20 protein-coding genes and 3 pseudogenes are annotated in these 21,753 nt (G+C 60.3%); 13 read left to right on the forward strand and 10 right to left on the reverse strand.

Translation table 11 applies throughout. From position 1 onward, the window contains the following. Nucleotides 1-54 precede the first annotated feature (54 nt). Together ACIPZE_RS11485 and ACIPZE_RS11490 are read right to left on the reverse strand one after the other, a co-directional pair. Entirely contained in the window at nt 55-1,134 is a 1,080-nt protein-coding gene (locus tag ACIPZE_RS11485; RefSeq protein WP_400772913.1) for an endonuclease/exonuclease/phosphatase family protein, read from the reverse strand. A 75-nt stretch (nt 1,135-1,209) separates the two neighbouring features. Next, nucleotides 1,210-1,884 (reverse strand): YciC family protein, encoded by a 675-nt coding sequence (locus ACIPZE_RS11490; protein WP_283438764.1) that lies wholly within the window; start codon nt 1,882-1,884, stop codon nt 1,210-1,212. A gap of 178 nt (nt 1,885-2,062) precedes the next feature. Here ACIPZE_RS11490 and ACIPZE_RS11495 point away from each other — a divergent pair, with 178 nt between their 5' ends. The 5 genes from ACIPZE_RS11495 to ACIPZE_RS11515 all read left to right on the forward strand — a co-directional run bounded on the left by ACIPZE_RS11495 (nt 2,063) and on the right by ACIPZE_RS11515 (nt 6,753). Next, complete coding sequence (locus tag ACIPZE_RS11495) at nt 2,063-2,821, forward strand: DUF2076 domain-containing protein (protein ID WP_400772915.1); 759 nt, start codon at nt 2,063-2,065, stop codon at nt 2,819-2,821. Between the two features lie 216 nt (nt 2,822-3,037). After that, on the forward strand, nt 3,038-3,517 hold the full coding sequence (locus tag ACIPZE_RS11500; RefSeq protein WP_007949802.1) for an NYN domain-containing protein: 480 nt from the start codon (nt 3,038-3,040) through the stop codon (nt 3,515-3,517). A 22-nt stretch (nt 3,518-3,539) separates the two neighbouring features. Beyond that, entirely contained in the window at nt 3,540-4,145 is a 606-nt protein-coding gene (locus tag ACIPZE_RS11505; RefSeq protein WP_053124223.1) for a PolC-type DNA polymerase III, read from the forward strand. Nucleotides 4,146-4,427: 282 nt separating this feature from the next. Further along, on the forward strand, nt 4,428-5,363 hold the full coding sequence (yedA, locus tag ACIPZE_RS11510; RefSeq protein ID WP_283438762.1) for a drug/metabolite exporter YedA: 936 nt from the start codon (nt 4,428-4,430) through the stop codon (nt 5,361-5,363). A 52-nt stretch (nt 5,364-5,415) separates the two neighbouring features. Further along, nucleotides 5,416-6,753, forward strand: coding sequence for a DEAD/DEAH box helicase (locus tag ACIPZE_RS11515; protein ID WP_400772918.1), 1,338 nt, complete (start codon nt 5,416-5,418; stop codon nt 6,751-6,753). Nucleotides 6,754-6,988: 235 nt separating this feature from the next. Here ACIPZE_RS11515 and ACIPZE_RS11520 read toward each other — a convergent pair whose 3' ends face one another. Then, the gene (locus ACIPZE_RS11520; protein ID WP_400772920.1) at nt 6,989-8,224 is read right to left on the reverse strand and encodes a TIGR03862 family flavoprotein; all 1,236 of its coding nucleotides are present in this window, start codon (nt 8,222-8,224) and stop codon (nt 6,989-6,991) included. Nucleotides 8,225-8,504: 280 nt separating this feature from the next. Continuing rightward, nucleotides 8,505-9,425, reverse strand: a complete 921-nt coding sequence (locus tag ACIPZE_RS11525; RefSeq protein WP_283438759.1) for a histone deacetylase — start codon at nt 9,423-9,425, stop codon at nt 8,505-8,507. Between the two features lie 82 nt (nt 9,426-9,507). Between ACIPZE_RS11525 and ACIPZE_RS11530 the strand changes: the two genes are divergently transcribed. The 3 genes from ACIPZE_RS11530 (at nt 9,508) to ACIPZE_RS11540 (ending at nt 11,646) form a co-directional block, all read left to right on the forward strand. Further along, entirely contained in the window at nt 9,508-10,077 is a 570-nt protein-coding gene (locus ACIPZE_RS11530) for a GNAT family N-acetyltransferase (protein WP_283438758.1), read from the forward strand. A 109-nt stretch (nt 10,078-10,186) separates the two neighbouring features. Continuing rightward, the gene (gene tesB, locus ACIPZE_RS11535) at nt 10,187-11,056 is read left to right on the forward strand and encodes an acyl-CoA thioesterase II (RefSeq protein ID WP_003228466.1); all 870 of its coding nucleotides are present in this window, start codon (nt 10,187-10,189) and stop codon (nt 11,054-11,056) included. Next, entirely contained in the window at nt 11,053-11,646 is a 594-nt protein-coding gene (locus tag ACIPZE_RS11540) for an HAD family hydrolase (RefSeq protein ID WP_400772923.1), read from the forward strand. The genes tesB and ACIPZE_RS11540 overlap by 4 nt, the downstream gene beginning before the upstream one ends. Before the next feature lie 81 nt (nt 11,647-11,727). Here the strand turns inward: ACIPZE_RS11540 and ACIPZE_RS11545 are convergent, their stop codons facing one another. From ACIPZE_RS11545 to ACIPZE_RS11565, 5 genes and pseudogenes are all read right to left on the reverse strand, one after another. Next, nucleotides 11,728-12,678, reverse strand: coding sequence for an alpha/beta fold hydrolase (locus tag ACIPZE_RS11545; RefSeq protein WP_283438756.1), 951 nt, complete (start codon nt 12,676-12,678; stop codon nt 11,728-11,730). After that, entirely contained in the window at nt 12,679-13,566 is an 888-nt protein-coding gene (locus ACIPZE_RS11550; protein ID WP_129395626.1) for a neutral zinc metallopeptidase, read from the reverse strand. It lies immediately after the preceding gene. Between the two features lie 120 nt (nt 13,567-13,686). Then, on the reverse strand, nt 13,687-14,532 hold the full coding sequence (locus ACIPZE_RS11555) for a neutral zinc metallopeptidase (RefSeq protein ID WP_283438755.1): 846 nt from the start codon (nt 14,530-14,532) through the stop codon (nt 13,687-13,689). A 146-nt stretch (nt 14,533-14,678) separates the two neighbouring features. Next, nucleotides 14,679-15,512: an aldo/keto reductase gene (locus ACIPZE_RS11560; protein WP_400772925.1), complete on the reverse strand. Its 834-nt coding sequence runs from the start codon at nt 15,510-15,512 to the stop codon at nt 14,679-14,681. Beyond that, nucleotides 15,496-15,711: pseudogene (locus ACIPZE_RS11565) on the reverse strand (FAD-binding protein); the annotation flags it as partial. The gene ACIPZE_RS11560 and the pseudogene ACIPZE_RS11565, both read right to left, overlap by 17 nt. Before the next feature lie 192 nt (nt 15,712-15,903). Here ACIPZE_RS11565 and ACIPZE_RS11570 point away from each other — a divergent pair. The 4 genes and pseudogenes from ACIPZE_RS11570 (at nt 15,904) to ACIPZE_RS11585 (ending at nt 18,018) form a co-directional block, all read left to right on the forward strand. Beyond that, on the forward strand, nt 15,904-16,680 hold the full coding sequence (locus ACIPZE_RS11570) for an IclR family transcriptional regulator (RefSeq protein ID WP_400772927.1): 777 nt from the start codon (nt 15,904-15,906) through the stop codon (nt 16,678-16,680). Between the two features lie 123 nt (nt 16,681-16,803). Next, nucleotides 16,804-16,899, forward strand: a pseudogene (locus ACIPZE_RS11575) (hypothetical protein); the annotation flags it as partial. A gap of 19 nt (nt 16,900-16,918) precedes the next feature. After that, nucleotides 16,919-17,030, forward strand: a pseudogene (locus ACIPZE_RS11580) (sugar phosphate isomerase/epimerase); the annotation flags it as partial. 109 nt (nt 17,031-17,139) lie between these two features. Continuing rightward, complete coding sequence (locus tag ACIPZE_RS11585) at nt 17,140-18,018, forward strand: DMT family transporter (RefSeq protein ID WP_400772929.1); 879 nt, start codon at nt 17,140-17,142, stop codon at nt 18,016-18,018. A gap of 127 nt (nt 18,019-18,145) precedes the next feature. On the opposite strand, the gene ACIPZE_RS11590 is transcribed toward ACIPZE_RS11585, so the two are convergent. Further along, complete coding sequence (locus ACIPZE_RS11590) at nt 18,146-19,483, reverse strand: MFS transporter (protein WP_400772931.1); 1,338 nt, start codon at nt 19,481-19,483, stop codon at nt 18,146-18,148. Between the two features lie 339 nt (nt 19,484-19,822). Here ACIPZE_RS11590 and quiC point away from each other — a divergent pair, with 339 nt between their 5' ends. Continuing rightward, complete coding sequence (gene quiC / locus ACIPZE_RS11595) at nt 19,823-21,724, forward strand: 3-dehydroshikimate dehydratase QuiC (protein ID WP_283438750.1); 1,902 nt, start codon at nt 19,823-19,825, stop codon at nt 21,722-21,724. Nucleotides 21,725-21,753: the final 29 nt, after the last annotated feature.

Consider the following 21,753-nt stretch of genomic DNA (forward strand, 5'->3'; position numbering starts at 1 on the left):
TTTTGAAGATCAAGAGATCGCAGCCTGCGGCAGCTCCTACAGGAGGTGTGTGGATTAGGGAGTGGCGGGGAGAAGGAAGCGGGCGATTACTGGCAAGTGATCGGAGATGCGCAGGGTATCGTCCTGGCGAACCATCGCTTCCACGCGTTTGATTTTCGGGCTGTAGAACAGGTAATCCACCGTGCGATCCGGGCCATTCAGACCGGGGTCGTTGGGGTAGTGGGTCAGCCATTGTGCGCGGTCGATGCCGCTGGCTTCGTTGTTGGTCGGGATCATCGGGTACTTGTCCCACAGCAGATGCAATTCACTGTCGGCGGAGTAGGGCGTGCGCTGCTCGGCCGGCAAGCGGCGGTACTGGCCCAGCGGCAACAGATTGAAGTCGCCGCCGATCAACCACGGCAGGCCCTGGCTTTCATACTTGTCGAGGACCTTGGCCACCGCCGCCACTTGAGCTTGCGGCGTGTCATTCGGCTGACTGGCGCGTTCGAGGTGCGTGTTGAACACGGTCAATTGCCCGCCATCGCTGAGCGGCAGCTTGGTCGCGAGCAAGGCATCTTTGGGCTGGAACTGACGGCTGATGACATTCGCCGAGGCCACCGGCAATTGCAGGCGTTCGGCGTGTTCGATGCGATAGCGGCTGAGGGTTGCCAATTGCCGACCGACGCTGCCGAAGATATGCCGGTCGGGGACGAAGTCAGCTTTCCAGTCAAAGGCGCTGGCGCTGCACGGATACAGATCGGCAACGCGTTCCTGCAACAGCTTCAGTTGATCCTGATAATCGCTGGCCTTGGCGCCGTCATCCAGTTCCTGCAACAGCAGCACATCAGGCTGCTCATCGCGGATCACCCGCGCCACTTCGTCGAGGCTGAAGGCCATGTCTTCTTGTGTCGGCGATTCATCATCGCCCTGGGCCAGGTCATTCCAGAACACGTAGCGCTTGCCGGCGAGAAACTGCACGTTCCAGGTCATGACTTTCAGCGCCTGCCCCGGCACCAGCGTCGGTGGCGTCACGGTGCAGCTGACCGGCAGGGTCTCGCGGGCATCGGGGCGCCAGGTCAGGCTGAAGATCAGCCCGCCGATCAGTACGATGGCGAGCACGACAAGCAACAGGGTGTAGCGCAGTAGACGGGTCATGGCTCGGCTTATAGCGTTACAGAAAGTGGCCCCGAGCATACCTGAGCGCGGTCGCCAAGCCCAAGTGCAGCGCTGTCAGACCGCTCCGTCACGTTTGTCAGGCGATTCGCTGATCAGCATGAACAAACGAAACAACACCACGCTGGTGAACAGTTGCAGGAAGCTGTGGGCGCTGTCGATCAGTACGGCGAGCACCGGGTTTTGCGGCTCCGGATACACCGCCAGCGTTGCGCCCTTGAGCAGCCACAACGGCGTCATCACGCACAGAATGCACAGCAGGATCCGCCAGAAGTGGCCACGGGTCAGGCGCAGGCTTTCCTTCATTGCCTGCAACGGGCCGAGGCCGCGCAGCACCAACAGGTATTCGCCGAACGCGAGCATCACCATCAGCATCAGGCCCGGGAGGAAATACAGCGACAGACCGAGCAGGATCAGCAAGGTGTTGAGCGCCGTGAGCAGGGCGAAACGCGGCCACAGGCGTGCAGACATTGCCAGCAGGTCAAGGGTGCGCGGGGATTCGCCACGGGTACGCGCGTCGAGAAAGAGGATCAGTGCCGCGGTGTACAACGGATAAACCAGCAGGCCGACGACCACGCTGACGGAGGAAAAGCTGTCCGGGTCGCTGTTCTGATCGACCAGTTGCAGCAAAACCGCTTCGAAGATCACCAGCGGCAGGCACAACTGCACGATGCTGACCAAATGGCGTTTGAAAAAATACAAGGAGTCGCGCAGTACTTCGAAGGCATTCATCAGTCGGTATCGCAGGTCGAAAACAGTGGCTCACTTTAACCGATGACGCCGACGCCGGCACAAACGTAAACATTCGGTAAAGGTCGTTGAAACATCCTGTCACCGTCTCCATTACAGGAGAGCACCTTGTCCACCGTGGACGAGGGCAACGTTATCCCCGGCAATCTACGAGGTCGCCATGAACAGCGAAGAGCAAACCCTGATCGATGGACTGTTTTCCCGGCTGCAACAGGCCGAAACGGAGGCAGCCCCGCGCGACGCCCAGGCCGAGACGCGGATCAAGGAACACCTGACACGCCAGCCAGCGGCAGGTTATTTCATGACCCAGGCGATTCTGGTGCAAGAGGCTGCGCTGAAAAGTCTCGATGAACAGAACAAGCAATTGACCCGGCAGGTTCAGCAGTTGCAGGCTGAGTTGCAGTCGGCCAAGTCCCAGGCTGCCGCGCCAGCGCCGAGCGGCGGTGGTGGTTTCCTGTCGAGCATCTTCGGCGGCAGCCCACGTCCGGCGCCGACCCCGAGCGCGGCCCCGGCCTCCACTGGCGGCTGGCGTGAACCGGCGCCGCAGCAGAACTACGCGGCGCCCGCGCCGCAACAGAATTTCGCAGCAGCACCGCCTGGCTATGCACAACAGGCGGCGCCTGCAGCGGGCAGCAGCTTCCTCGGCGGCGCCTTGAAAACCGCAGCGGGTGTGGCCGGTGGCGTGATGCTGGCGCAGGGCATCAGCAGCCTGTTCCATCACAACCAGCAGCCGGAAGAAATCGTTGAGGTAATCAAGGAAGAACCGGCCCAGGTCGCCGACCAGAGCAACAACGGCTGGAACGATGATCAGCGGGTGGCGGACAACGGTTTCGCTGGCAATGACCAGGGCGGATTCACCGACACCGATTACAGCGACGACAACTCATCGTTCTTCGATGACGGCGATTCCTTCGTCTGACCAACGGTCAATCACCAAGCAACACAATCTCTGTGGCGAGGGGGCTTGCCCCCGTTGGACTGCGCAGCAGGCCTTTCTTGGAAAAGATGGGGTCGCTACGCAACCCAACGGGGGCAAGCCCCCTCGCCACAATGGTTTTTACTGGCATACTGAGCGCCTTTTTCGGGCCACGCGCCTGATCCCGCTTCGTGCGCTTGCGCGCCCACAGGAACTCCGGTGAAAAAAATCGCAGTGTTCGCCGACGTGCAGAACCTCTACTACACCGTGCGTCAGGCCTATGGTTGCCACTTCAACTATGCCGCGCTGTGGGCGGACATCAGCAAGGACGGGCAGATCGTCGAGGCCTACGCCTACGCGATCGACCGTGGCGACAGCAAGCAGCAGCAGTTCCAGCAGATCCTGCGCAACCTCGGTTTCACCGTGAAGCTCAAGCCGTACATCCAGCGCAGCGACGGCTCGGCCAAGGGTGATTGGGACGTCGGCATCACCCTCGACATCATGGACGCTGCCGACCACGTCGACGAAATCGTCCTGGCTTCCGGTGACGGTGATTTCGACATGCTGCTCGAACGCATCATCAGCAAGCACGGCGTGCAAGCGGTCGCCTATGGCGTGCCCGGCCTGACCGCCAATTCGCTGATCCGCGCTGCCAGTCGTTACGTGCCGATCGAAGGCGCACTGTTGCTCAAGAATTGATTTGTACGGAGTTGAACCCGGTTTGGAACGCATTGCAGTCATCGACTTTGAAACCACCGGCCTCTCGCCGAACAGCAGCTGTCGCGCCACGGAAATCGCCGTGGTCATGCTGGAAAACGGCCGCATCGTCGAGCGTTACCAGAGCCTGATGAACGCCGGCGTGCGCGTCCCCGCGTTCATCGAACAACTGACCGGCATCAGCAACGCCATGCTGCGCACCGCACCGCCAGCCGAGCAGGTGATGAACGAGGTCAACGAGTTTGTCGGCTGCACGCCGCTGGTGGCGCACAACGCCTCGTTCGACCAGAAGTTCTGGGACTTTGAGCTGGGCCGCATCAAACGCACGCGTCTACAGAACTTTGCCTGTTCGTTGCTGCTGGCCCGACGCTTGATGCCGGCGGCGCCGAATCACAAGCTCGGCACCCTCACCACGTTCGCGCGCCTGCCGCATACCGGCCAGGCTCACCGGGCCATGGCCGATGCCGAGATGGCCGCCAACCTGATGGCGCATCTGGCAGAGGAGTTGCGCGGCAAGCACGGCGTGCGCGAGCTGTCGCACGACCTGCTGTGCAAATTACAGAAAGTCCCCGCCGCGAAAGTCAGCGAACACCTGCAACGCTACCGCTGATCCCCACCACTTGATCGTTCCCACGCTCTGCGTGGGAATGCCTCAGCGGACGCTCCGCGTTCGGCTTGGGATGGCACGCGGAGCGTCCCGGGCTGCGTTACCACGCGGAGCGTGGGAACGATCAACTGACTCACCGCCATCACCAGCAGGGCTGGCTCCCACATTGGTTCTGTGTTGATTGCTCAAAAGTGTACCGGCGCGATTAACAGGTTTTGTAACTTATTTTTAGCCATTAGCCTTTCTAGAATATCCAATCCCAAGACTCTGACTGTCGAGCTGCTCATGTCCGCCCTGCGCCGTTTTTCCTTACCGCTGATCGCCGCGTTTTTTGCGCTGTATGTGATTTGGGGATCGACTTATCTGGTGATCCGTATCGGCGTCGAGTACTGGCCACCGCTGATGCTCGGTGGTGTACGCTTCGTGATCGCGGGCACGTTGATGTATGCGTTTTTGCGCTGGCGCGGGGCACCGGCGCCGACCTGGGCGCAGTGGAAGGCGGCGGGGATCATCGGGATTTTGCTGCTCAGTTTCGGTAACGGCGCGGTGAGTGTGGCCGAGCACACGGGCGTGGCTTCCGGCGTGGCGGCATTGGCGGTGGCGACGGTGCCGCTGTTTACTTTGCTGTTTGGTTATTTCTGGGGCGCGCGCAATACCCGTCTGGAGTGGGCCGGCGTGGCGTTGGGGATTATCGGCATCGCCATGCTCAACATGGGCTCCAACCTGCAATCGAGTCCGATGGGCGCGGCGTTGCTGATTTTCGCAGCGGCGACCTGGGCGTTCGGTTCGGTATGGAGCAAGCATCTGCCATTGCCACAGGGCGCGATGGCCAGTGCGGTGGAAATGCTAATTGGCGGTGTGGTGCTGCTGATTGGCAGCGCCGCAAGCGGTGAGCACCTGCAAGCGCTGCCGCCGATTGAAGGCTGGCTGGCGTTGGCGTACCTGATCTTCTTCGGCTCGATCATCGCGTTCAACTCTTATATGTACCTGCTCAAGCACGTGCGTCCGGCGGCGGCGACCAGTTATGCCTACGTCAACCCAGCGGTGGCGGTGTTGCTCGGGATTGTGTTCGTTGGCGAGACCATCGGCATCGAAGAAGCGCTGGCGATGCTGGTGATCATCAGCGCCGTGGTGTTGATCGGCCTGCCGCAGTGGCGCCGGCCCGCACAGCCGCCAGTCGTAGCGCCAACAGCCGTTCCCACAGAAACGCGTACGAATTAGGGTAAACTGCGCGGCATTGCATGCCTGCGTTATTTTTTCCTACGGTACTCCCATGACTTTCGCCTCTCTTGGCCTGATCGAACCCTTGCTGCGCTCCCTCGAGAAGCTCGGCTACCAGACCCCGACGCCGGTTCAGGCGCAAGCCATTCCGGCCGTTCTGGCCGGTCGCGACCTGATGGCAGCGGCCCAGACCGGCACCGGCAAAACCGCCGGTTTCGCCCTGCCGCTGCTGCAGTTGCTGGCCATGGAAGGGCCGAAAGTCGCCGCCAACTCGGTGCGCGCACTGATTCTGGTGCCGACCCGCGAACTGGCCGAGCAGGTTCACGAGGCCGTGCGCCAGTACGCTGAAAACCTGCCGCTGCGCACCTACGCGGTGTACGGCGGCGTCAGCATCAACCCGCAAATGATGAAGCTGCGCGGTGGCGTTGATCTGCTGGTGGCGACCCCGGGCCGTCTGCTTGACCTGTTTCGCCAGAAGGCGCTGAAATTCAATCAGCTGCAAACCCTGGTGCTCGACGAAGCTGATCGCATGCTCGACCTCGGTTTCTCCGAGGAGCTGTCGAACATCTACCGCGCGCTGCCGAAGAAACGTCAGACGCTGCTGTTTTCCGCGACCTTCTCCGACGACATCCGCCTGCTCGCCGGGCAGATGCTCGACGATCCGCTGACCGTCGAAGTCAGCCCGCGCAACGTCGCGGCCAACACCGTCAAGCAGTGGATCGTGACGGTGGACAAGAAGCGCAAGGCCGAACTGTTCGTGCACCTGATGCGCAAGAACAAGTGGAAGCAAGTGCTGGTGTTCGCCAAGACCCGCAACGGCGTCGATGCACTGGTGGAAAAACTCCAGGGTCTGGGCGTGAACGCCGACGGTATCCATGGCGACAAACCACAGGCCACCCGTCAGCGTGCGCTGGATCGTTTCAAGCTCAGTGAAGTGCAGATTCTGGTCGCGACTGACGTGGCTGCCCGTGGTCTGGACATCGAAGATTTGCCGCTGGTGATCAACTTCGATCTGCCGATCGTGGCCGAAGACTACATCCACCGCATCGGCCGTACGGGTCGTGCGGGCGCGACCGGTGAGGCGATCTCGCTGGTGTGCGCGGATGAAGTGAACATGTTGTCGGCGATCGAGATGCTCACGCGTCAGACCTTGACGCGGCAGAACGAGCCGGACTTCGAGCCTGAGCACCGCGTGCCGGACACCGATGCCAGCGGTCAGGTGATCAAGAAGCCGAAGAAACCGAAGAAGCCGAAAGCTTCCGGTGGTGGCGGCAAGCGCAATCTGGGCAAGTGGGTCGACAGCGGCGAGACTCAGGCGCCGGAGCCATCGGTCAAGCCTGTGCGCAAAGTGCCGGTGTTTAATACCGGGCCACGCAAGCGTAAGCCTTAAGGTCGAAAGCCCCTCACCCTAACCCTCTCCCGGAGGGAGAGGGGACTGATTGGAGGATGCTCGCGAAGTACGCCGACCTGATCCTATGGCTGTGAATCCATAATCGACAAAGCTTTCGCCTGACACCTAGGCTGGCTGACCAAGTCCATAATCGACTCGGTCATTCAGGTCGAGGTATAGCGTCAGACACCTCGGTCGGCCCCCTCTCCCTCTGGGAGAGGGCTGGGGTGAGGGTTTAGCTTTCGAGCCACTGCACAATACCCAACCCTGCCGCGCGGCCACTGGCAAAACACCCCGTCAGCAAATAGCCGCCCGTCGGCGCTTCCCAATCGAGCATTTCGCCTGCGCAAAACACCCCCGGCAACGCCTTGAGCATCAAGCGCTCATCCATCGCTTCGAACGTCACGCCACCGGCACTGCTGATCGCTTCGTCCAGCGGACGGGTTTTGATCAGTGTCAGCGGCAACGTCTTGATCGCCCGGGCCAACAGCGCTGGGTCGGCGAAAGTTGCAGCATCGGTCAGCTCACGCAACAACGCCGCTTTCACCCCATCAATGCCGACCTGACTGTGCAGATGCTTGGCCATCGAACGTGAACCGCGTGGCTTGCTCAACGCCGCCTGCAATTTATCGACAGGTCGGCCGGGCAGCAGATCGATGTGGACAACTGCCGCGCCATATTGATTGATCGCCTCCCGAATCGGCGCCGACAGCGCGTAAATCAAACTGCCTTCAATCCCGGTCGCGGTGATCACGCATTCACCCAAGCGCGGAATGTCATCGTTCAAACCAATGGCGATATTTTTCAGCGGCGCGCCGGCGAATTTGCTGACCATCAATTCGCTCCAGGCCTGCACCTCAAAACCACAATTACTCGGCTGCAACGGCGCCAGTCCTACACCGCGTTGCTCCAGCGGCAGCATCCAGGCACCGTCGGAACCGAGGCGCGACCAACTGCCGCCGCCGAGGGCGAGCAGCGTTGCGTCGGGTTTGACGGTAATTTCGCCTTCGGGGCTGTCGATGCGCAGTGCGCCGTGTTCATCCCAACCGAGCCAGCGATGGCGCGTGTGGATAACCACGCCGCTGTCGCGCAGGCGTTTCAGCCAGGCGCGCAGCAGGGGGGCGGCTTTCATATCAGTAGGAAAAACCCTGCCGGAGCTGCCGATGAAGGTTTCGATACCCAGGTCGTGAATCCATTTACACAGCGCATCGGCATCGAAACCGCGCAGCAGCGGGGCAATCTGCGGTGCGCGTTCGGCATATCGCGAAAGGAATGCCGGATAGGCTTCGGAGTGGGTGATGTTCATTCCACCGACACCGGCGAGGAGGAATTTACGTCCCACCGAAGGCATGCCGTCGTACAGATCGACACGGATTCCAGCCTGGCTCAGCACTTCGGCGGCCATCAGGCCGGCTGGGCCACCGCCGATGAGGGCGACGTGAGCGGGGGAGCGGGCGGAATTCTGGGTCATGGGCATGCGCTGCGGTATGGCGGGATAAGCCGCGCATTCTAACAGCGCAGATCTTTTGTAGGAGTGAGCCTGCTCGCGATAGCGGTGTGTCAGCCAAGTTAATGTTGAAGGTGCTGACGCTATCGCGAGCAGGCTCACTCCTACAGAATCTGTGTTGGCTCAGAATGTTGGTTGAAAAATGATCAGTGCGCTGCAGGCCATAAGCGGTGTGCGCTGTAGGCCCTTTCACGCAGGTTATCCACAGGCAGTTCCACAGCGATTGTGGGTAACGCAGCACTGCTCAATGACAACCGTGTGACTGCCAGACCCGCTGCGCACTGTGATGCAGGATGCCGTGGCGGCGGGCGAGGGCGTGGCGGTCCTTGCTGTAACCACCGCCGATCACGCCCATCACCGGAATGTCGCGGCCCAGGCAATGGCGCATGACGCTTTCATCACGGGCGGCGACGCCTTCGTCGGTCAGTTGCAGATAACCGAGGGCATCGTCCTTGTGCACGTCGACGCCGGCGTCGTACAGCACCAGATCCGGTTGATACAGCGGCAACAGGTAGTTGAGTGTGTCATCGACGACGTTCAAATAATCGGCATCGCCCATGCCTTTGGGCAGCGGGATGTCCCAGTCACTTTCGGCTTTGCGTGCAGGAAAATTCTTCTCGCAGTGCAGGGAAACGGTAATCGCCTCCGGCGTGTCATGAAGAATCCGCGCCGTACCGTCGCCCTGATGCACATCGCAATCGAAGATCAGCACGCGATTGACCCGACCGCTTTGCAGCAGGTAATGGCTGATGATCGCCAGGTCATTGAAGATGCAGAAACCCGCCGGGTAATCGTAATGCGCGTGATGGGTACCGCCAGCCAAGTGACAGGCCAAACCATGCTCCAGGGCTTTTTCCGCCGCCAGAATTGACCCGCCGACTGCGCGCACCGTACGCCGCGCCAAGGCTTCATTCCATGGCAGGCCGAGGCGCCGTTGGTCTTCGCGGGACAACTCGCCGCTCATGTAGCGTTCGATATACGCACGGTCATGGGCGAGCGCGAGGATGTCATTCGGGCAGATTTCCGGACGCAGCAGGTCAGCGTCGCGGGTCAGACCGCTGTCGACCAAGTGATCGCGCAACAAACGGAACTTGTCCATCGGGAAGCGGTGATCCGCCGGAAACTCGGGGCTGTAGTCTTCGTGGTAGATCAGCGGCAGTGGCATGGCGATTTCATGTAGGAACGTAGGAAAGAGTGAAGGATCCTACCAGCGATGTAGACTTGCGGCATGGAAACGGAGGGGCACGATGGAGCCGATACTGGAACTGCAAAGCGCGCGGCTGTTGATGCGTCAGTGGCAGGACGAGGATTTGCCGGCATTTGCGGCGATGTGTGCCGATCCACAGGTGATGCGTTACTTTCCGTCACCCTTGAGCCGATTGGAGAGTGCGTCGATGATCGGGCGGGTGCGCGGGCATTTTGCCGAGCACGGCTTCGGTTTGTGGGCGCTGGAGCGCAAGGACAGCGGCGAATTTATCGGTTTTACCGGCCTCGGTGTGGTGGGCTTCGATGCGCCGTTCACCCCGGCGGTGGAAATCGGCTGGCGTCTGGCCAAGGAACATTGGGGGTTGGGCTATGCCAGTGAAGCGGCGTGGACCGCTCTGCGTTGCGGCTTTGATCGCTTGGCCTTGAAGGAAATCGTCTCCTTCACCGCGCAGACCAATCTGCCTTCAGAGAAAGTCATGCAGGCGATCGGCATGCATCACGCGCCGGAGGATGATTTCGATCATCCGAAGCTCGCCGTCGATCACCCCTTGCGCAGGCATGTGCTGTACCGCATCAGCCGCGAACAATGGCTGCAAACCTTGCATGGATAAGCCGACACGGACGTTTACAATGGCCGCCATATCATTGGCCCGCGCCAGAATCTGAATCGGCCGCCGCAGCCAAGACTGCGCGGCATTGCTTTGTGTGAGGAGAGTCTGAATGAGCCAAGTGTTGGAAGATCTGGTCGACTTGCTGACCCTGGAACCGATCGAAGAAAACCTGTTCCGTGGCCGCAGCCAGGACTTGGGTTTCCGTCAGTTGTTCGGTGGTCAGGTGCTCGGCCAGTCGCTGTCGGCGGCCAGTCAGACGGTTGAAGAGGCGCGCCATGTGCATTCGATGCACGGCTATTTCCTGCGTCCGGGCGACGCCAAGTTGCCGGTGGTCTATTCGGTTGATCGCGTGCGCGATGGCGGCAGCTTCAGCACTCGCCGCGTCACGGCGATCCAGAAGGGCCACCCGATCTTCACGTGCAGCGCTTCGTTCCAGTACGACGAAGCCGGCTTCGAGCACCAAAGCCAGATGCCTGTGGTGGTTGGCCCGGAAAACCTGCCGTCGGAGCTGGAGTTGACCCAGCAACGCGCGCACCTGATCCCCGAGCACATGCGTGAAAAGCTGCTGTGCCCGAAGCCGATCGAAGTGCGCCCGGTCACTGAGAAAGACCCGTACAACCCGCAACCGGCCGATCCGGTGAAGTACGTGTGGTTCCGTGCCGACGGGGCCTTGGCCGACATCCCGGCGCTGCACAAATACCTGCTGGCCTACGCTTCGGACTTTGGTCTGTTGACCACGTCGATGCTGCCCCACGGCAAATCGGTCTGGCAGAAAGACATGCAGGTCGCCAGCCTCGATCACGCGCTGTGGTTCCACAACGATCTGCGCGCCGATGACTGGTTGCTCTACGCGATGGACAGCCCGTGGGCCGGCAACTCCCGTGGTTTCTCCCGGGGCAGTGTGTACAACCGCGCCGGGCAACTGGTGGCGTCGGTCACGCAGGAAGGCTTGATTCGTCATCGCAAGGATTGGGCATGAGCCTGAGCGACGTTCGCCATTGGGTGTTCGACATGGACGGTACGCTGACCGTCGCCGTGCACGATTTTGCGGCGATTCGCGTGGCGCTGGCGATCCCGCCTGAGGACGACATCCTTACGCATCTCGCTGCGTTGCCGCCCGCTGAAGCAGCGGCCAAGCATGCGTGGCTGCTGGAACATGAGCGCGATCTGGCGCTGGGTTCGACCCCGGCGATCGGTGCCGTGGAATTGGTGCGTGACCTGCATGCGCGCGGTTATCGCCTCGGCATCCTCACCCGCAATGCACGGGAATTGGCGCATGTGACGCTGCAAGCGATTGGCCTGGCCGACTGCTTTGCGGTGGACGATGTGTTGGGCCGAGATGAAGCACCGCCGAAACCCCATCCGGGTGGTTTGCTGAAGTTGGCAGATGCGTGGGATGTGCCGACCAGCGAGATGGTGATGGTCGGTGATTACCGCTTTGATCTGGATTGCGGGCGAGCGGCGGGGGCGCGGACGGTGTTGGTGAATCTGCCGGATAACCCGTGGCCTGAGTTGACCGATTGGCATGCGAAGGATTGTGTCGAGTTGCGGCGGCTGTTGCTGGATTAAGATCAAAAGATCGCAGCCTGCGGCAGCTCCTACACGGGACAAATGTAGGAGCTGCCGCAGGCTGCGATCTTTTGCTTCTAACTATTCAAACAACGCCTTCTGCCCCTCCGGCGAGGTCAACATCCCATCGCCGTTATGCCCAACCCCGGGCACTTCCACCAGGCGCTGATTGACCCCCTCCGGATGTCGGCGCAGCAAATAGCCGAAGTAAAATTTCCCACGCTCCAGGCGATACGCGCCCTGCGTTTCGGCTTCACAACGCTTGTCCAGCGCCGGATGATTGGGGTCAATATCCTGCTGCCCAAGCAGATAAATCACCTCGCGTTTGACGTAGCTGCTCTCAAGCTGCAACGGCGTTTGCCCGCCGGCATACACCGGCATGTCTGACAGACCGTACTTCCAGCGATTGAAACCCGCACATTTGGCGTGATCGAATGCCACCGGTCGCTGTTCATTGAAGTACGCATAGGAGGACGGATTGGCCACCACGTAGCGCAAACGAATGCCGTTGGCCTTCAGCGCCGGCTGGTCCTTGGCGAGCAGGGCGTAGCGCTGGACCACTTGGCCGCCACCGGAATGCCCGAAAATCACGATCTGCTTCACGTCCGGAAACTGTTTGCGATCGCTGATCCGCGCAACGATTTCGTCCAGTGCCGCATAGGAACTCAACGGATTCGGCCCTGTGGATAATCCACCGCCCATCCATGCGTTGCCTTGCCAGCGCAGCAATGTCGCCGGTAGCGAGTACAGGGCGACATCGCTTTCATTGAGAAATTGCGGCGCGATCACCAGCGTGTGCGCACTTTGCCCGGCCAGTTCAGCCGCGCTCTCGGCGCTTTTGCGATAGGTTTCCGAGTTGCGCAAACGGCCATGAATGACGATCAGCACCCGCTCGATTTTCTCCGGCGCAGGACCAATGCCCACCGCCATCTCCCCGGCCTTGAATTGCAAACGCCCGGGGCTGATTGCGTCGACACCGGCAGCCTGTGCGGTGCTGCCAACGATCAGTAAAGCCAGAAGCCATTTATGCATTTACAGGTTTTTCGCCGCAAAGGTGTCGCACTGGCCGACCTGGCCCTGCGCGAATCCGGTTTTGAACCAGCGCACCCTTTGCGCCGACGTACCGTGGGTAAACGAGTCCGGCACCACACGCCCCTGACCCTGTTGTTGCAGGCGATCATCACCGATGGCGTTGGCCGCGTTCAAGGCTTCTTCGATGTCGCCTGGTTCCAGCCAGTTCAAACGCTTCTGCGCGTTATACGCCCAGACACCGGCGAGGCAATCGGCTTGCAGTTCCTGACGCACGAGCAAACCGCCGGCGCCTTCCATCTGCCGGCCTTGCTGGCGAGCTGTCTGAATTTTCGCCGAAACGCCGAGCAGCGTCTGCACATGGTGTCCGACTTCGTGAGCGATCACGTAGGCCTGGGCGAAATCACCGGCGGCCTTGAAGCGTTGCGACATTTCCTGGAAGAACGCCATGTCCAGATAGACCTTCTGGTCGGCCGGGCAGTAGAACGGGCCGGTGGCAGACGTCGCCAGGCCGCAGGCGGAATTGACCCGGTTGCTGAACAGCACGAGGGTCGGATCCTTATATTGGCGACCGGCCTGCTGGAAAATCGCGCCCCAGGTGTCTTCGGTATCGCCGAGGATCGAACGGACGAATTCTGCCTGTTCATCGTTGGCCGGTGGCGCCTGACGGGTTTGCGAAGTCGGTGCCGCTTGTTGAGACGTTTGCCCGGTGAGCTGGCCGAGGATCTGCAACGGGTCCTGCCCGGTGATCCAGCCGATACCAACGATCAGCAGGATGGCCCCCAGGCTCAGGCCTTTGCCACCACCGAAGCGCATGCCGCCGCCACCGCCGGCATCATCACCACGGGCATCGACGACGTTGTCACTGCGTCGGCCTTTTTTCCATAGCATGTGGGAATCCTCTGAATGAATCTGGTGATGAGTGTTGCTGGTGCGTGGGAGTGGCGCCAGTCCGGTCGTCAGACCATCGTTATTGACGACGGTTCTGAGCAACATTGCCTGTTCGACAGCTTACAGCGGCGCAGCGTTGAAGGTATCGCACGCATCAATCCGGCCGCTATCGAATCCGGCTGTGAACCATTGGGTGCGTTGCTGTGAGGTGCCGTGGCTGAAGGTCTCCGGCCGAACCGCGCGGTTTTGTGCACGCTGCAGATGGTCGTCACCGAACACGGTGGCGGCATTCAAGGCTTCTTCGATGTCGCCCGGTTCCAGCCAGGCCAGGCGCTGTTGCGCATGGTACGCCCAGACCCCGGCGAGGCAATCGGCCTGCAATTCGCTGCGCACTCCGAGGCCCGAATCGCCAATCACCGGTTGTCGGGCCGAGAGGGCGGTTTCAAACGGCGCGGACATGCCCAGTTCAACCTGCACATGATGGCCGACTTCGTGCGCGATGATATAAGCCTGGGCGAAGTCGCCGACTGCGGAAAAGCGCTCGGCCATCAGCTCGAAGAACTGCGGGTCGAGATAGATTTGTTGGTTGGCCGGGCAATAGAAAGGGCCGATCGAACTGTCGGCGGCACCGCAAGCGGAGACCACGCTATCACTGAACAGCGTCAGTGTCGGGGAGGGGTAATGGCGTGCGGTTTGGGCAAACAGCAGCGTCCAGGTGTCTTCGGTGTCACCGAGTATCGACTCGATAAAGCCGAGTTGCGCAGCGTCGGCGGACGAAGCGTATTGGCTCGCGTCATCCATCAGGATCGGTTTTGGCCCGGTGTCGTATGACGCGTAGAGTGCCGCGCCCGTGAGGGTGACAGCTGCCAGGCCGGCAGCGATCGTTTTTCCTGTTTGTTTACGGGCATCCTTGCCCTCTCGCGTGTCATTGACGTTGTCGCTGCGTCTCGCTCTGTTCCATAGCATGTTGGCGTTCCTTCATAGGTTGGGGGTGTAAGTCACCTCGCCTATGAATAACCGCGCGCGTCAGAATCTGCTGGGCATAAATGTAAGGGCGCGTAAGACCCTTCTCGAATCTGCCGTTTCGATGTGAGTCATCAGCCTTTTCCCACTCACTGGTCGAATGCATCCCACACTGGCGCGAAGTCCGGGCTGACCTGTCGCTCACGCTTGGACAGACTGGCAATCAGCGCGCGGTCCTGATCATCCAGATTGACCTCAAGTGCCGCCAGATTGGCGCTTTGGTTGCTGGCGCTGCTCGCCTTGGGGATCGCAGCAACATTGCTTTGATCAAGCAGCCATTTCAGTGCGACCTGGGTCGGCAGTACGCCATGCTTGGCGGCAATCTGCTGGATTTCGGCGATGTGTGAAACCTTGTTGCGCGCCAGCGGTGTATAGGCCGTCAGCGCCATATTGTGTTGCCGGGCGTAATCGAGCAGGGCGTTTTGTCCGAGCAGAACGTGGTACTCGACCTGAATGGCCGACAGACCGATGCCGTATGCCTCGACAACTTTGCGCAATAACGGCAGAGGAAAATTCGCCACGCCGATGTTGCGCGTCAGACCTTGTTCCTTGAACCAGGCCAAGGTGTCGAGTGTGCGCGGCAGGTCCCAATCGGTGGTTGGCCAGTGAATCATGAACAGATCGACGTAGTCGCTGCGCAAGGCCTTGAGGCTGCGTTCCATGGAGTGGCGCATCGCGTCGGGTTGCAACTGATCCCACCAGACTTTGGTAGTCAGGTGAATCTGCTCGCGCGGTGTCGGCGTATTCGCCAGTGCTTGTCCGACCGCGTCTTCATTGTTGTAGGCCGCTGCCGTATCGATGTGTCGGTAACCCAGTTCCAGCGCCTGCTCCACGGCACGGGTGCATTCGTCGCCGAGCATCGGCCAGGTGCCGAGACCGAGTTTCGGCATGTTCAAACCCTGGGCGTTAACGATGTGCTGCATGGTCGATCTCCTGTTCGAAAGCAGTAATGCCGGCGATATGCCGGGCGGCGATGTAACCGAATGTCAGTGCCGGGCCGAGGTTGATGCCGCCCGCCGGGTAATGGCCACCCATGATGCTGGCCATGTCGCCACCCGCTGCGTAGAGGCCGGCGATGGCTTGCTCGTTGGCGTCGAGCACTTGCGCGTGCGGGGTGACCTTGAAGTTCGGCAGACATCTACAACGCTTTAGCGATGGGGTGTTTTCGGAATTTGATTCCAGAAAATACCCAGCGTCGGCACTGCTCGACAAGCCTTGTTCCAACAAAGCGGGCGGTTATCGCACAGGCGGTTCCAGATTTCGCTTTGCCGCCGATGTCTTCTAGAATCGCTGAAATTTCATTCGGATCTCCCCATGGCCGGTAGTCAAATCGAACGGGTTTTCAGTGTGCTGGAAAGCCTCACCAGTGATCCGCGCGGGCTGCCGATGCAGACCCTGGCCGAGCGACTGGATATCCCCAAAAGTGCCACGCACCGCTTGCTCGCCGAACTGATGCGCCTGGGTTATGTCCGGCAGAATCCGGAAACCCTGCGCTATCACCTGTCGACAAAACTGGTCGCGATGGGCTTTCAATATCTGTCGAGCAGCGGCGCCGACATCGTCCAGCCAGTGCTTGATCGACTGGCGCAGGAAACCGGCGAACTGGTGCGCCTGGGCGTAATCGACGGCGAGCGCCAGACCTGGATTGCCAAGGCGCAGGGCGCGCGCACCGGTCTGCGTTATGACCCGGACATGGGCCGCGACGCGCCGCTGTTCTACACCGCATCCGGACATGCTTGGCTGGCGTGCATGAGCGACGCCGAGGCGCTGTCGATGGTTGAGCGTCAGGCGGCTGAAGTCCCGGTAGGCGTCGGGCCGAATGCGCCGCGCTCCAATATCGAATTGCTCGAACGTCTGCGTCTCGCCCGCGAACAGGGTTACGCCTGTGTCGAGGAGAGCTCGGCGGTCGGCACTTCGGCGATTGCGGCGGTGGTCAGGCATCCCGGGAATGGCCGAGTGATTGGCGTGCTCAGTATCGCCGGCCCCAGTGCGCGCATGCCTGGCGCACGTCTGCATGAGCTGGCGCCGTTGTTGCTGACATTCAGCGAAGAATTATCCGCAGCCAGCCTGGCCTCCGAACTGTTCATCTAATCCGCCGGATGAAGTTGTGCGGTGTTCGCACGGTTTTGCGATTGTTGGGTTTTAGATTCTGGAACTCGGTTCTAAATTGTTGATGAAGTGATATTCCAACAACAATCACCAGAGGATCGCGCCTTGAATTCGCCCCTTCGAATCGCCCTGATCGGTGCCGGCAATATGGGCCAGCAACATTATCGGCATCTGCAAACCCTCACTGAAGCGAAGTTGTGCTTCATGCCGTGGACCGATGCCCGCAACCTCGCGTTATGCGCAGTTATGTGATGTGGCGGGGCCGAGACCGTCAGACATGGCCGAGATCTTGCGTCAGGCGCGCAACGAGCGGCGGTTTCCCGGCGAGGGAGCTTGCTCCCGCTGGGACTGCACAGCGCTTCCAAAATCGGCGACCGCTACGCGGCCTCAGCGGGAGCAAGCTCCCTCGCCACAGTATTGTTTTTCAATTTGAGATAACCCATGACCGTCAGCACCCCGCTCTCCGGTGTCAACCAGCCCTTCAAAGGGATCTTGCTGATTGTCGTGGCAACTTTCCTGTTCTCCAGTCACGACGCACTGTCGAAATACCTCTCCGGTTTCTACCCGATCGTAATGGTCGTCTGGGCGCGTTATCTGGTGCATACGTTATTGATGGCGGGAATTTTTCTGCCGCAGTCTGGGTTGCGCGTCCTACGTACCAAGAAGCCTTTATGGCAGTTGACCCGAGCACTGTGCCTGCTTGGCACCAGCCTGTTTTTCACCACGGCGTTGTTGTACATCCCGCTGGCAGAAGCCACGGCGGTCAACTTTCTTGCGCCGGTATTGGTCACCGCATTGTCGGTGCCGTTGCTGAAGGAAAGAGTCACCCGAGGTCAATGGATCGCGGTGATCTGCGGCTTCATCGGTGTGTTGATCATCGTTCATCCGGGTGGTGATTTGTTCACCCCGGCGGTGTTGTTGCCATTCTGCTCGGCGCTGTTTTTCTGCTTCTATCAGTTGCTCACGCGCAAGCTTGCCGAGATCGACAGCCCGACCACCAGTAACTTTTTCGCCGGGCTTTGCAACACGTTGGTGATGAGTGCGCTGGTGCCGTTCTTCTGGCAGGTGCCGACGTTGACCCATGCCGGGTTGATGCTGGCGCTGGGCAGTTGCGGGATGACCGCGCATTTGTTTCTGACCCAGGCGTTCCGCCATGCCGCGCCGGCGCTGCTGGCGCCGTTCGGTTATTGCCAGATCGTGTTTGCGGGGTTGTTGGGCTGGCTGCTGTTCAATCACACGCCGAGTCTGTTGACGATCATCGGTATCGCAGTGATCTGTTGCAGCGGATTGGCAGCAGCGTGGCAGCAAAGCCGCCGCTGAGAGGGCACACAAACCCCTGTGTAGGAGCTGACGAGTGAAACGAGGCTGCGATCTTTTGATCTTCAACATCAAGATCAAAAGATCGCAGCGTGCCGCAGCTCCTACAAGGGAGTTGGGTGTAGGCAGGTTATTCGGTGATGGTCGGGATCTTGCGCGGGGCCATGAAGTACATCCACGTCAGCGCAATGAAGTACATCGCCGGGATCAGGGTGAACAACACGGTGTAGTTGTTATTGGTAACGGTAAGGATATGGCCGACGATCTGGGTCATGAACATCCCGCCGATCGCTGCACACATGCCGCCGAAACCGAACACCGTGCTCATCATGTGCTTGGGCGTGTAGTCCATCACCAGGCTCCAGATGTTCGCCGTCCAGGCCTGATGCGCACCAATGGCCAGGGAAATCGCCGCCACTGCGACCCACAGATTGGCCGAGCCAGCCGCCATGATCACGCCGATGATGCAGCAGGCAAACAGGAACATCGACAGCAGCCGCGCCTTGATCGAGTTCATCCCGCGACCGATCAGGAACGAAGACAGAATCCCGCCACCGACGCTACCGAAGTCAGCCGTCACGTAGATGATGATCAGCGGAATACCCATCTGGGTGACGTTGATGCCCAGGTTGTATTGCTGATTGAGGAACGGTGGCAGCCAGTACAGGTAGAACCAGAATACCGGCGCGGTCAGCGCGTAGGCGATGGCGAACGCCCAGGTGCCACGCATGCGCAGGATCCTCGTGAACGGCACGCGGGCCTGTTCCGGTTCGACTTCTTTCTGGATGTAGTCCAGTTCGGACTGTTTAACGCTCGGATGATCTTCCGGGTTGAAATACTTCAAGCCCCAGAACAGCAACCAGATGCCGCCCAGTGCCGACATGCACAGGAACGCCGCCTGCCAGCCCCAGACGTGGAGGATCAGCGGCAACAGCATCGGCGTGAACATTGCGCCAACGTTGGTGCCGGCGTTGAAGATGCCGGTGGCGACCGCACGTTCGCCGGCGGGGAACCACAGGCGCGTGGTTTTCACGCAGGCCGGGTAGTTCGCCGCTTCCGTCAGACCGAGGATGAACCGGCAGACCATGAAGCCAACGGCTGACGTTGCCAGGCCGTGAGCACCGGTGGCCAGGCTCCAGAGCAGCACGGCGCAGAAGAACACGCGTTTGACGCCGACCCGGTCGATCAAGCGGCCTTGAAGGACGAAACCGATCGCGTAGCCGACCTGAAACCAGAAATTGATGTTGGCGTAATCCATCGCCGTCCAGCTCATTTCCTTGGCGAGGATCGGCTGCATGACGCCGAGGGCGGCGCGGTCGATGTAGTTCAGAGTAGTGGCGAAAAACACCAGCGCCAGCATGCCCCAACGGGTTTTGCCGACCGCCATGGCGCCGCGGATCTTGTCGCCGATGCCACCCGTGGCAGTGCTCATGGCCGGGGCCATGCGGGAAGTCTGTGAAGGAATCATGTGTTCCACCCGTTTTTGGATTTGTTATTTGGTGTGCTTTTTTCTGTGCACGCTGCGACCGGTGGTTCAGATCCGGACTCAATGTGCAGCCGATGTTGGGCAGTGGACGAAAAATCGTCAATTCGCCAAACGGCCATTGTGTTCGATAATCGCACGCAAAACTAACCGGGTAGTACACTTTAAATTGCTGCCACGCTCGATGCAGCCAATAATTTCCCCACTATAAAAACCATCCCATGCAGGAGCTGCCGAAGGCTGCGATCTTTGCTTTTTCAAGATCAAAAGATCGCAGCCTGCGGCAGCTCCTACATTAAAGCGGCGCAGTCCGGGAGTTGAAGCATGCAGCGTTCCATTGCCACCGTTTCCTTGAGCGGCACCCTGCCGGAAAAACTCGAAGCCATCGCCGCCGCCGGGTTCGACGGGGTGGAGATTTTCGAAAACGACCTCCTGTACTACGACGGCAGTCCACGGGAAATTAAACAGATGTGCGCCGATCTCGGCATCGCCATCACGCTGTTCCAGCCGTTCCGCGACTTCGAAGGCTGCCGCCGCGATCGGCTGGCGCGCAATCTGGAGCGCGCCGAACGCAAATTCGACCTGATGCAGGAGTTGGGCACCGACCTGGTGCTGGTCTGCAGCAACGCTTCGGCCGACAGCGTCGGCGATCAACAAATTCTAGTCGATGACCTGCGCCTGCTGGCTGAGCATGCCGGCGCACGCGGCTTGCGCATTGGTTATGAAGCGCTGGCGTGGGGCCGTCACGTGAATACTTATCAACAGGTCTGGGACATCGTGCGTCAAGCCGATCACCCGAGCCTCGGCGTGTTGCTCGACAGCTTTCATACCTTGTCGTTGAAGGGCGATCCCCGCGCCATCGCCGACATTCCTGGCGAGAAGATTTTCTTCGTGCAAATGGCCGACGCGCCGATTCTGCAGATGGATGTGCTGGAGTGGAGCCGGCATTTCCGCTGCTTCCCGGGGCAGGGTGAATTCGATCTGCCAGGCTTCCTTGCGCCGATCATCCAGAGCGGCTACACCGGGCCACTGTCGCTGGAAATCTTCAATGACGGCTTCCGCGCCGCGCCGCCACGGGCGAATGCTGCCGACGGTTTGCGTTCGTTGCTGTATCTGGAAGAGAAGACTCGCCAGCGTCTGGAGCAGGAAGCGCCGCCTGTGGTCAATCGCGAAATCCTTTTCGAAACGCCGAAGGCCAGCGAGTACAACGGCATCGAGTTTCTCGAATTCGCCGTCGACGAAGCGCTCGGTGCCAAACTCAGTCATTGGCTGGAGCGCCTCGGTTTCGTCAAGGCCGGGCAGCATCGTTCCAAGAGCGTGAGCCTGCTGCGTCAGGGCGATATCAACCTGATCCTCAACTCCGAACCGTATTCTTTCGCGCACAGCTTTTTCGAAGCGCACGGCCCGTCGCTCTGCGCCACCGCTGTGCGGGTCAACGACAGCGCCAGTGCCTTGGCCCGCGCCGTGGCTTACAAAGGTCAGCCCTATCGCGGACTGGTCGGCCCTAACGAGCTGGAACTGGCGGCGGTGCGCGCACCCGACGGTAGCCTGATTTATCTGGTCGATGAACAGGCCGACGTCTATGGCACCGATTTCAATCTGCTGACGGATGCGCCGGCCCGCGGCGGCCTCAAACGCATCGACCACATGGCCATGGCGCTGCCCGCCGACAGCCTCGACAGTTGGGTGCTGTTCTACAAGAGCCTGCTGGATTTCGAAGCCGACGATGAAGTGGTACTGCCGGATCCATACGGGCTGGTGAAGAGTCGTGCGCTGCGCAGCCGAGACAGCTCGATCCGTTTGCCGCTGAACATTTCCGAGAACCGCAACACCGCGATTTCTCACGCGCTGTCGAGTTATCGCGGTTCCGGTGTCCATCACATCGCCTTCGATTGTGATGACATCTTCGCCGAAGTCAGTCGTGCCAAAGAAGCCGGCGTGCCGCTGCTGGATATCCCGCTGAACTATTACGACGACCTCGCAGCGCGCTTCGATTTCGATGATGAATTCCTCAGCGAACTGGCGTATTACAACGTCTTGTACGACCGTGACGCGCAGGGCGGCGAGCTGTTCCACGTCTACACCGAGCCGTTCGAAGGGCGTTTTTTCTTCGAGATCATCCAGCGCAAGAATGGCTATGCCGGTTACGGTGCGGCGAATGTGGCGGTGCGTCTGGCGGCGATGGCCAAATCACGCAGTGGCGCCGTTCGCCAGGCGAAGTTGTAGGAAATTCGTAAACGCGGGATTAAACACGG

The sequence above is a fragment of the Pseudomonas sp. NPDC089741 genome (assembly GCF_044748825.1).
Classification (GTDB): domain Bacteria; phylum Pseudomonadota; class Gammaproteobacteria; order Pseudomonadales; family Pseudomonadaceae; genus Aquipseudomonas; species Aquipseudomonas helmanticensis.

Coding starts and splice junctions, on each gene's coding strand:
- ACIPZE_RS11485 (WP_400772913.1), bottom strand. CDS start 1,134: ATGACCCGTCTACTGCGCTACACCCTGTTGCTTGTCGTGCTCGCCATC.
- ACIPZE_RS11490 (WP_283438764.1), bottom strand. CDS start 1,884: ATGAATGCCTTCGAAGTACTGCGCGACTCCTTGTATTTTTTCAAACGC.
- ACIPZE_RS11495 (WP_400772915.1), top strand. CDS start 2,063: ATGAACAGCGAAGAGCAAACCCTGATCGATGGACTGTTTTCCCGGCTG.
- yedA (WP_283438762.1), top strand. CDS start 4,428: ATGTCCGCCCTGCGCCGTTTTTCCTTACCGCTGATCGCCGCGTTTTTT.
- ACIPZE_RS11515 (WP_400772918.1), top strand. CDS start 5,416: ATGACTTTCGCCTCTCTTGGCCTGATCGAACCCTTGCTGCGCTCCCTC.
- ACIPZE_RS11520 (WP_400772920.1), bottom strand. CDS start 8,224: ATGACCCAGAATTCCGCCCGCTCCCCCGCTCACGTCGCCCTCATCGGC.
- ACIPZE_RS11525 (WP_283438759.1), bottom strand. CDS start 9,425: ATGCCACTGCCGCTGATCTACCACGAAGACTACAGCCCCGAGTTTCCG.
- ACIPZE_RS11530 (WP_283438758.1), top strand. CDS start 9,508: ATGGAGCCGATACTGGAACTGCAAAGCGCGCGGCTGTTGATGCGTCAG.
- tesB (WP_003228466.1), top strand. CDS start 10,187: ATGAGCCAAGTGTTGGAAGATCTGGTCGACTTGCTGACCCTGGAACCG.
- ACIPZE_RS11540 (WP_400772923.1), top strand. CDS start 11,053: ATGAGCCTGAGCGACGTTCGCCATTGGGTGTTCGACATGGACGGTACG.
- ACIPZE_RS11545 (WP_283438756.1), bottom strand. CDS start 12,678: ATGCATAAATGGCTTCTGGCTTTACTGATCGTTGGCAGCACCGCACAG.
- ACIPZE_RS11550 (WP_129395626.1), bottom strand. CDS start 13,566: ATGCTATGGAAAAAAGGCCGACGCAGTGACAACGTCGTCGATGCCCGT.
- ACIPZE_RS11555 (WP_283438755.1), bottom strand. CDS start 14,532: ATGCTATGGAACAGAGCGAGACGCAGCGACAACGTCAATGACACGCGA.
- ACIPZE_RS11560 (WP_400772925.1), bottom strand. CDS start 15,512: ATGCAGCACATCGTTAACGCCCAGGGTTTGAACATGCCGAAACTCGGT.
- ACIPZE_RS11570 (WP_400772927.1), top strand. CDS start 15,904: ATGGCCGGTAGTCAAATCGAACGGGTTTTCAGTGTGCTGGAAAGCCTC.
- ACIPZE_RS11585 (WP_400772929.1), top strand. CDS start 17,140: ATGACCGTCAGCACCCCGCTCTCCGGTGTCAACCAGCCCTTCAAAGGG.
- ACIPZE_RS11590 (WP_400772931.1), bottom strand. CDS start 19,483: ATGATTCCTTCACAGACTTCCCGCATGGCCCCGGCCATGAGCACTGCC.
- quiC (WP_283438750.1), top strand. CDS start 19,823: ATGCAGCGTTCCATTGCCACCGTTTCCTTGAGCGGCACCCTGCCGGAA.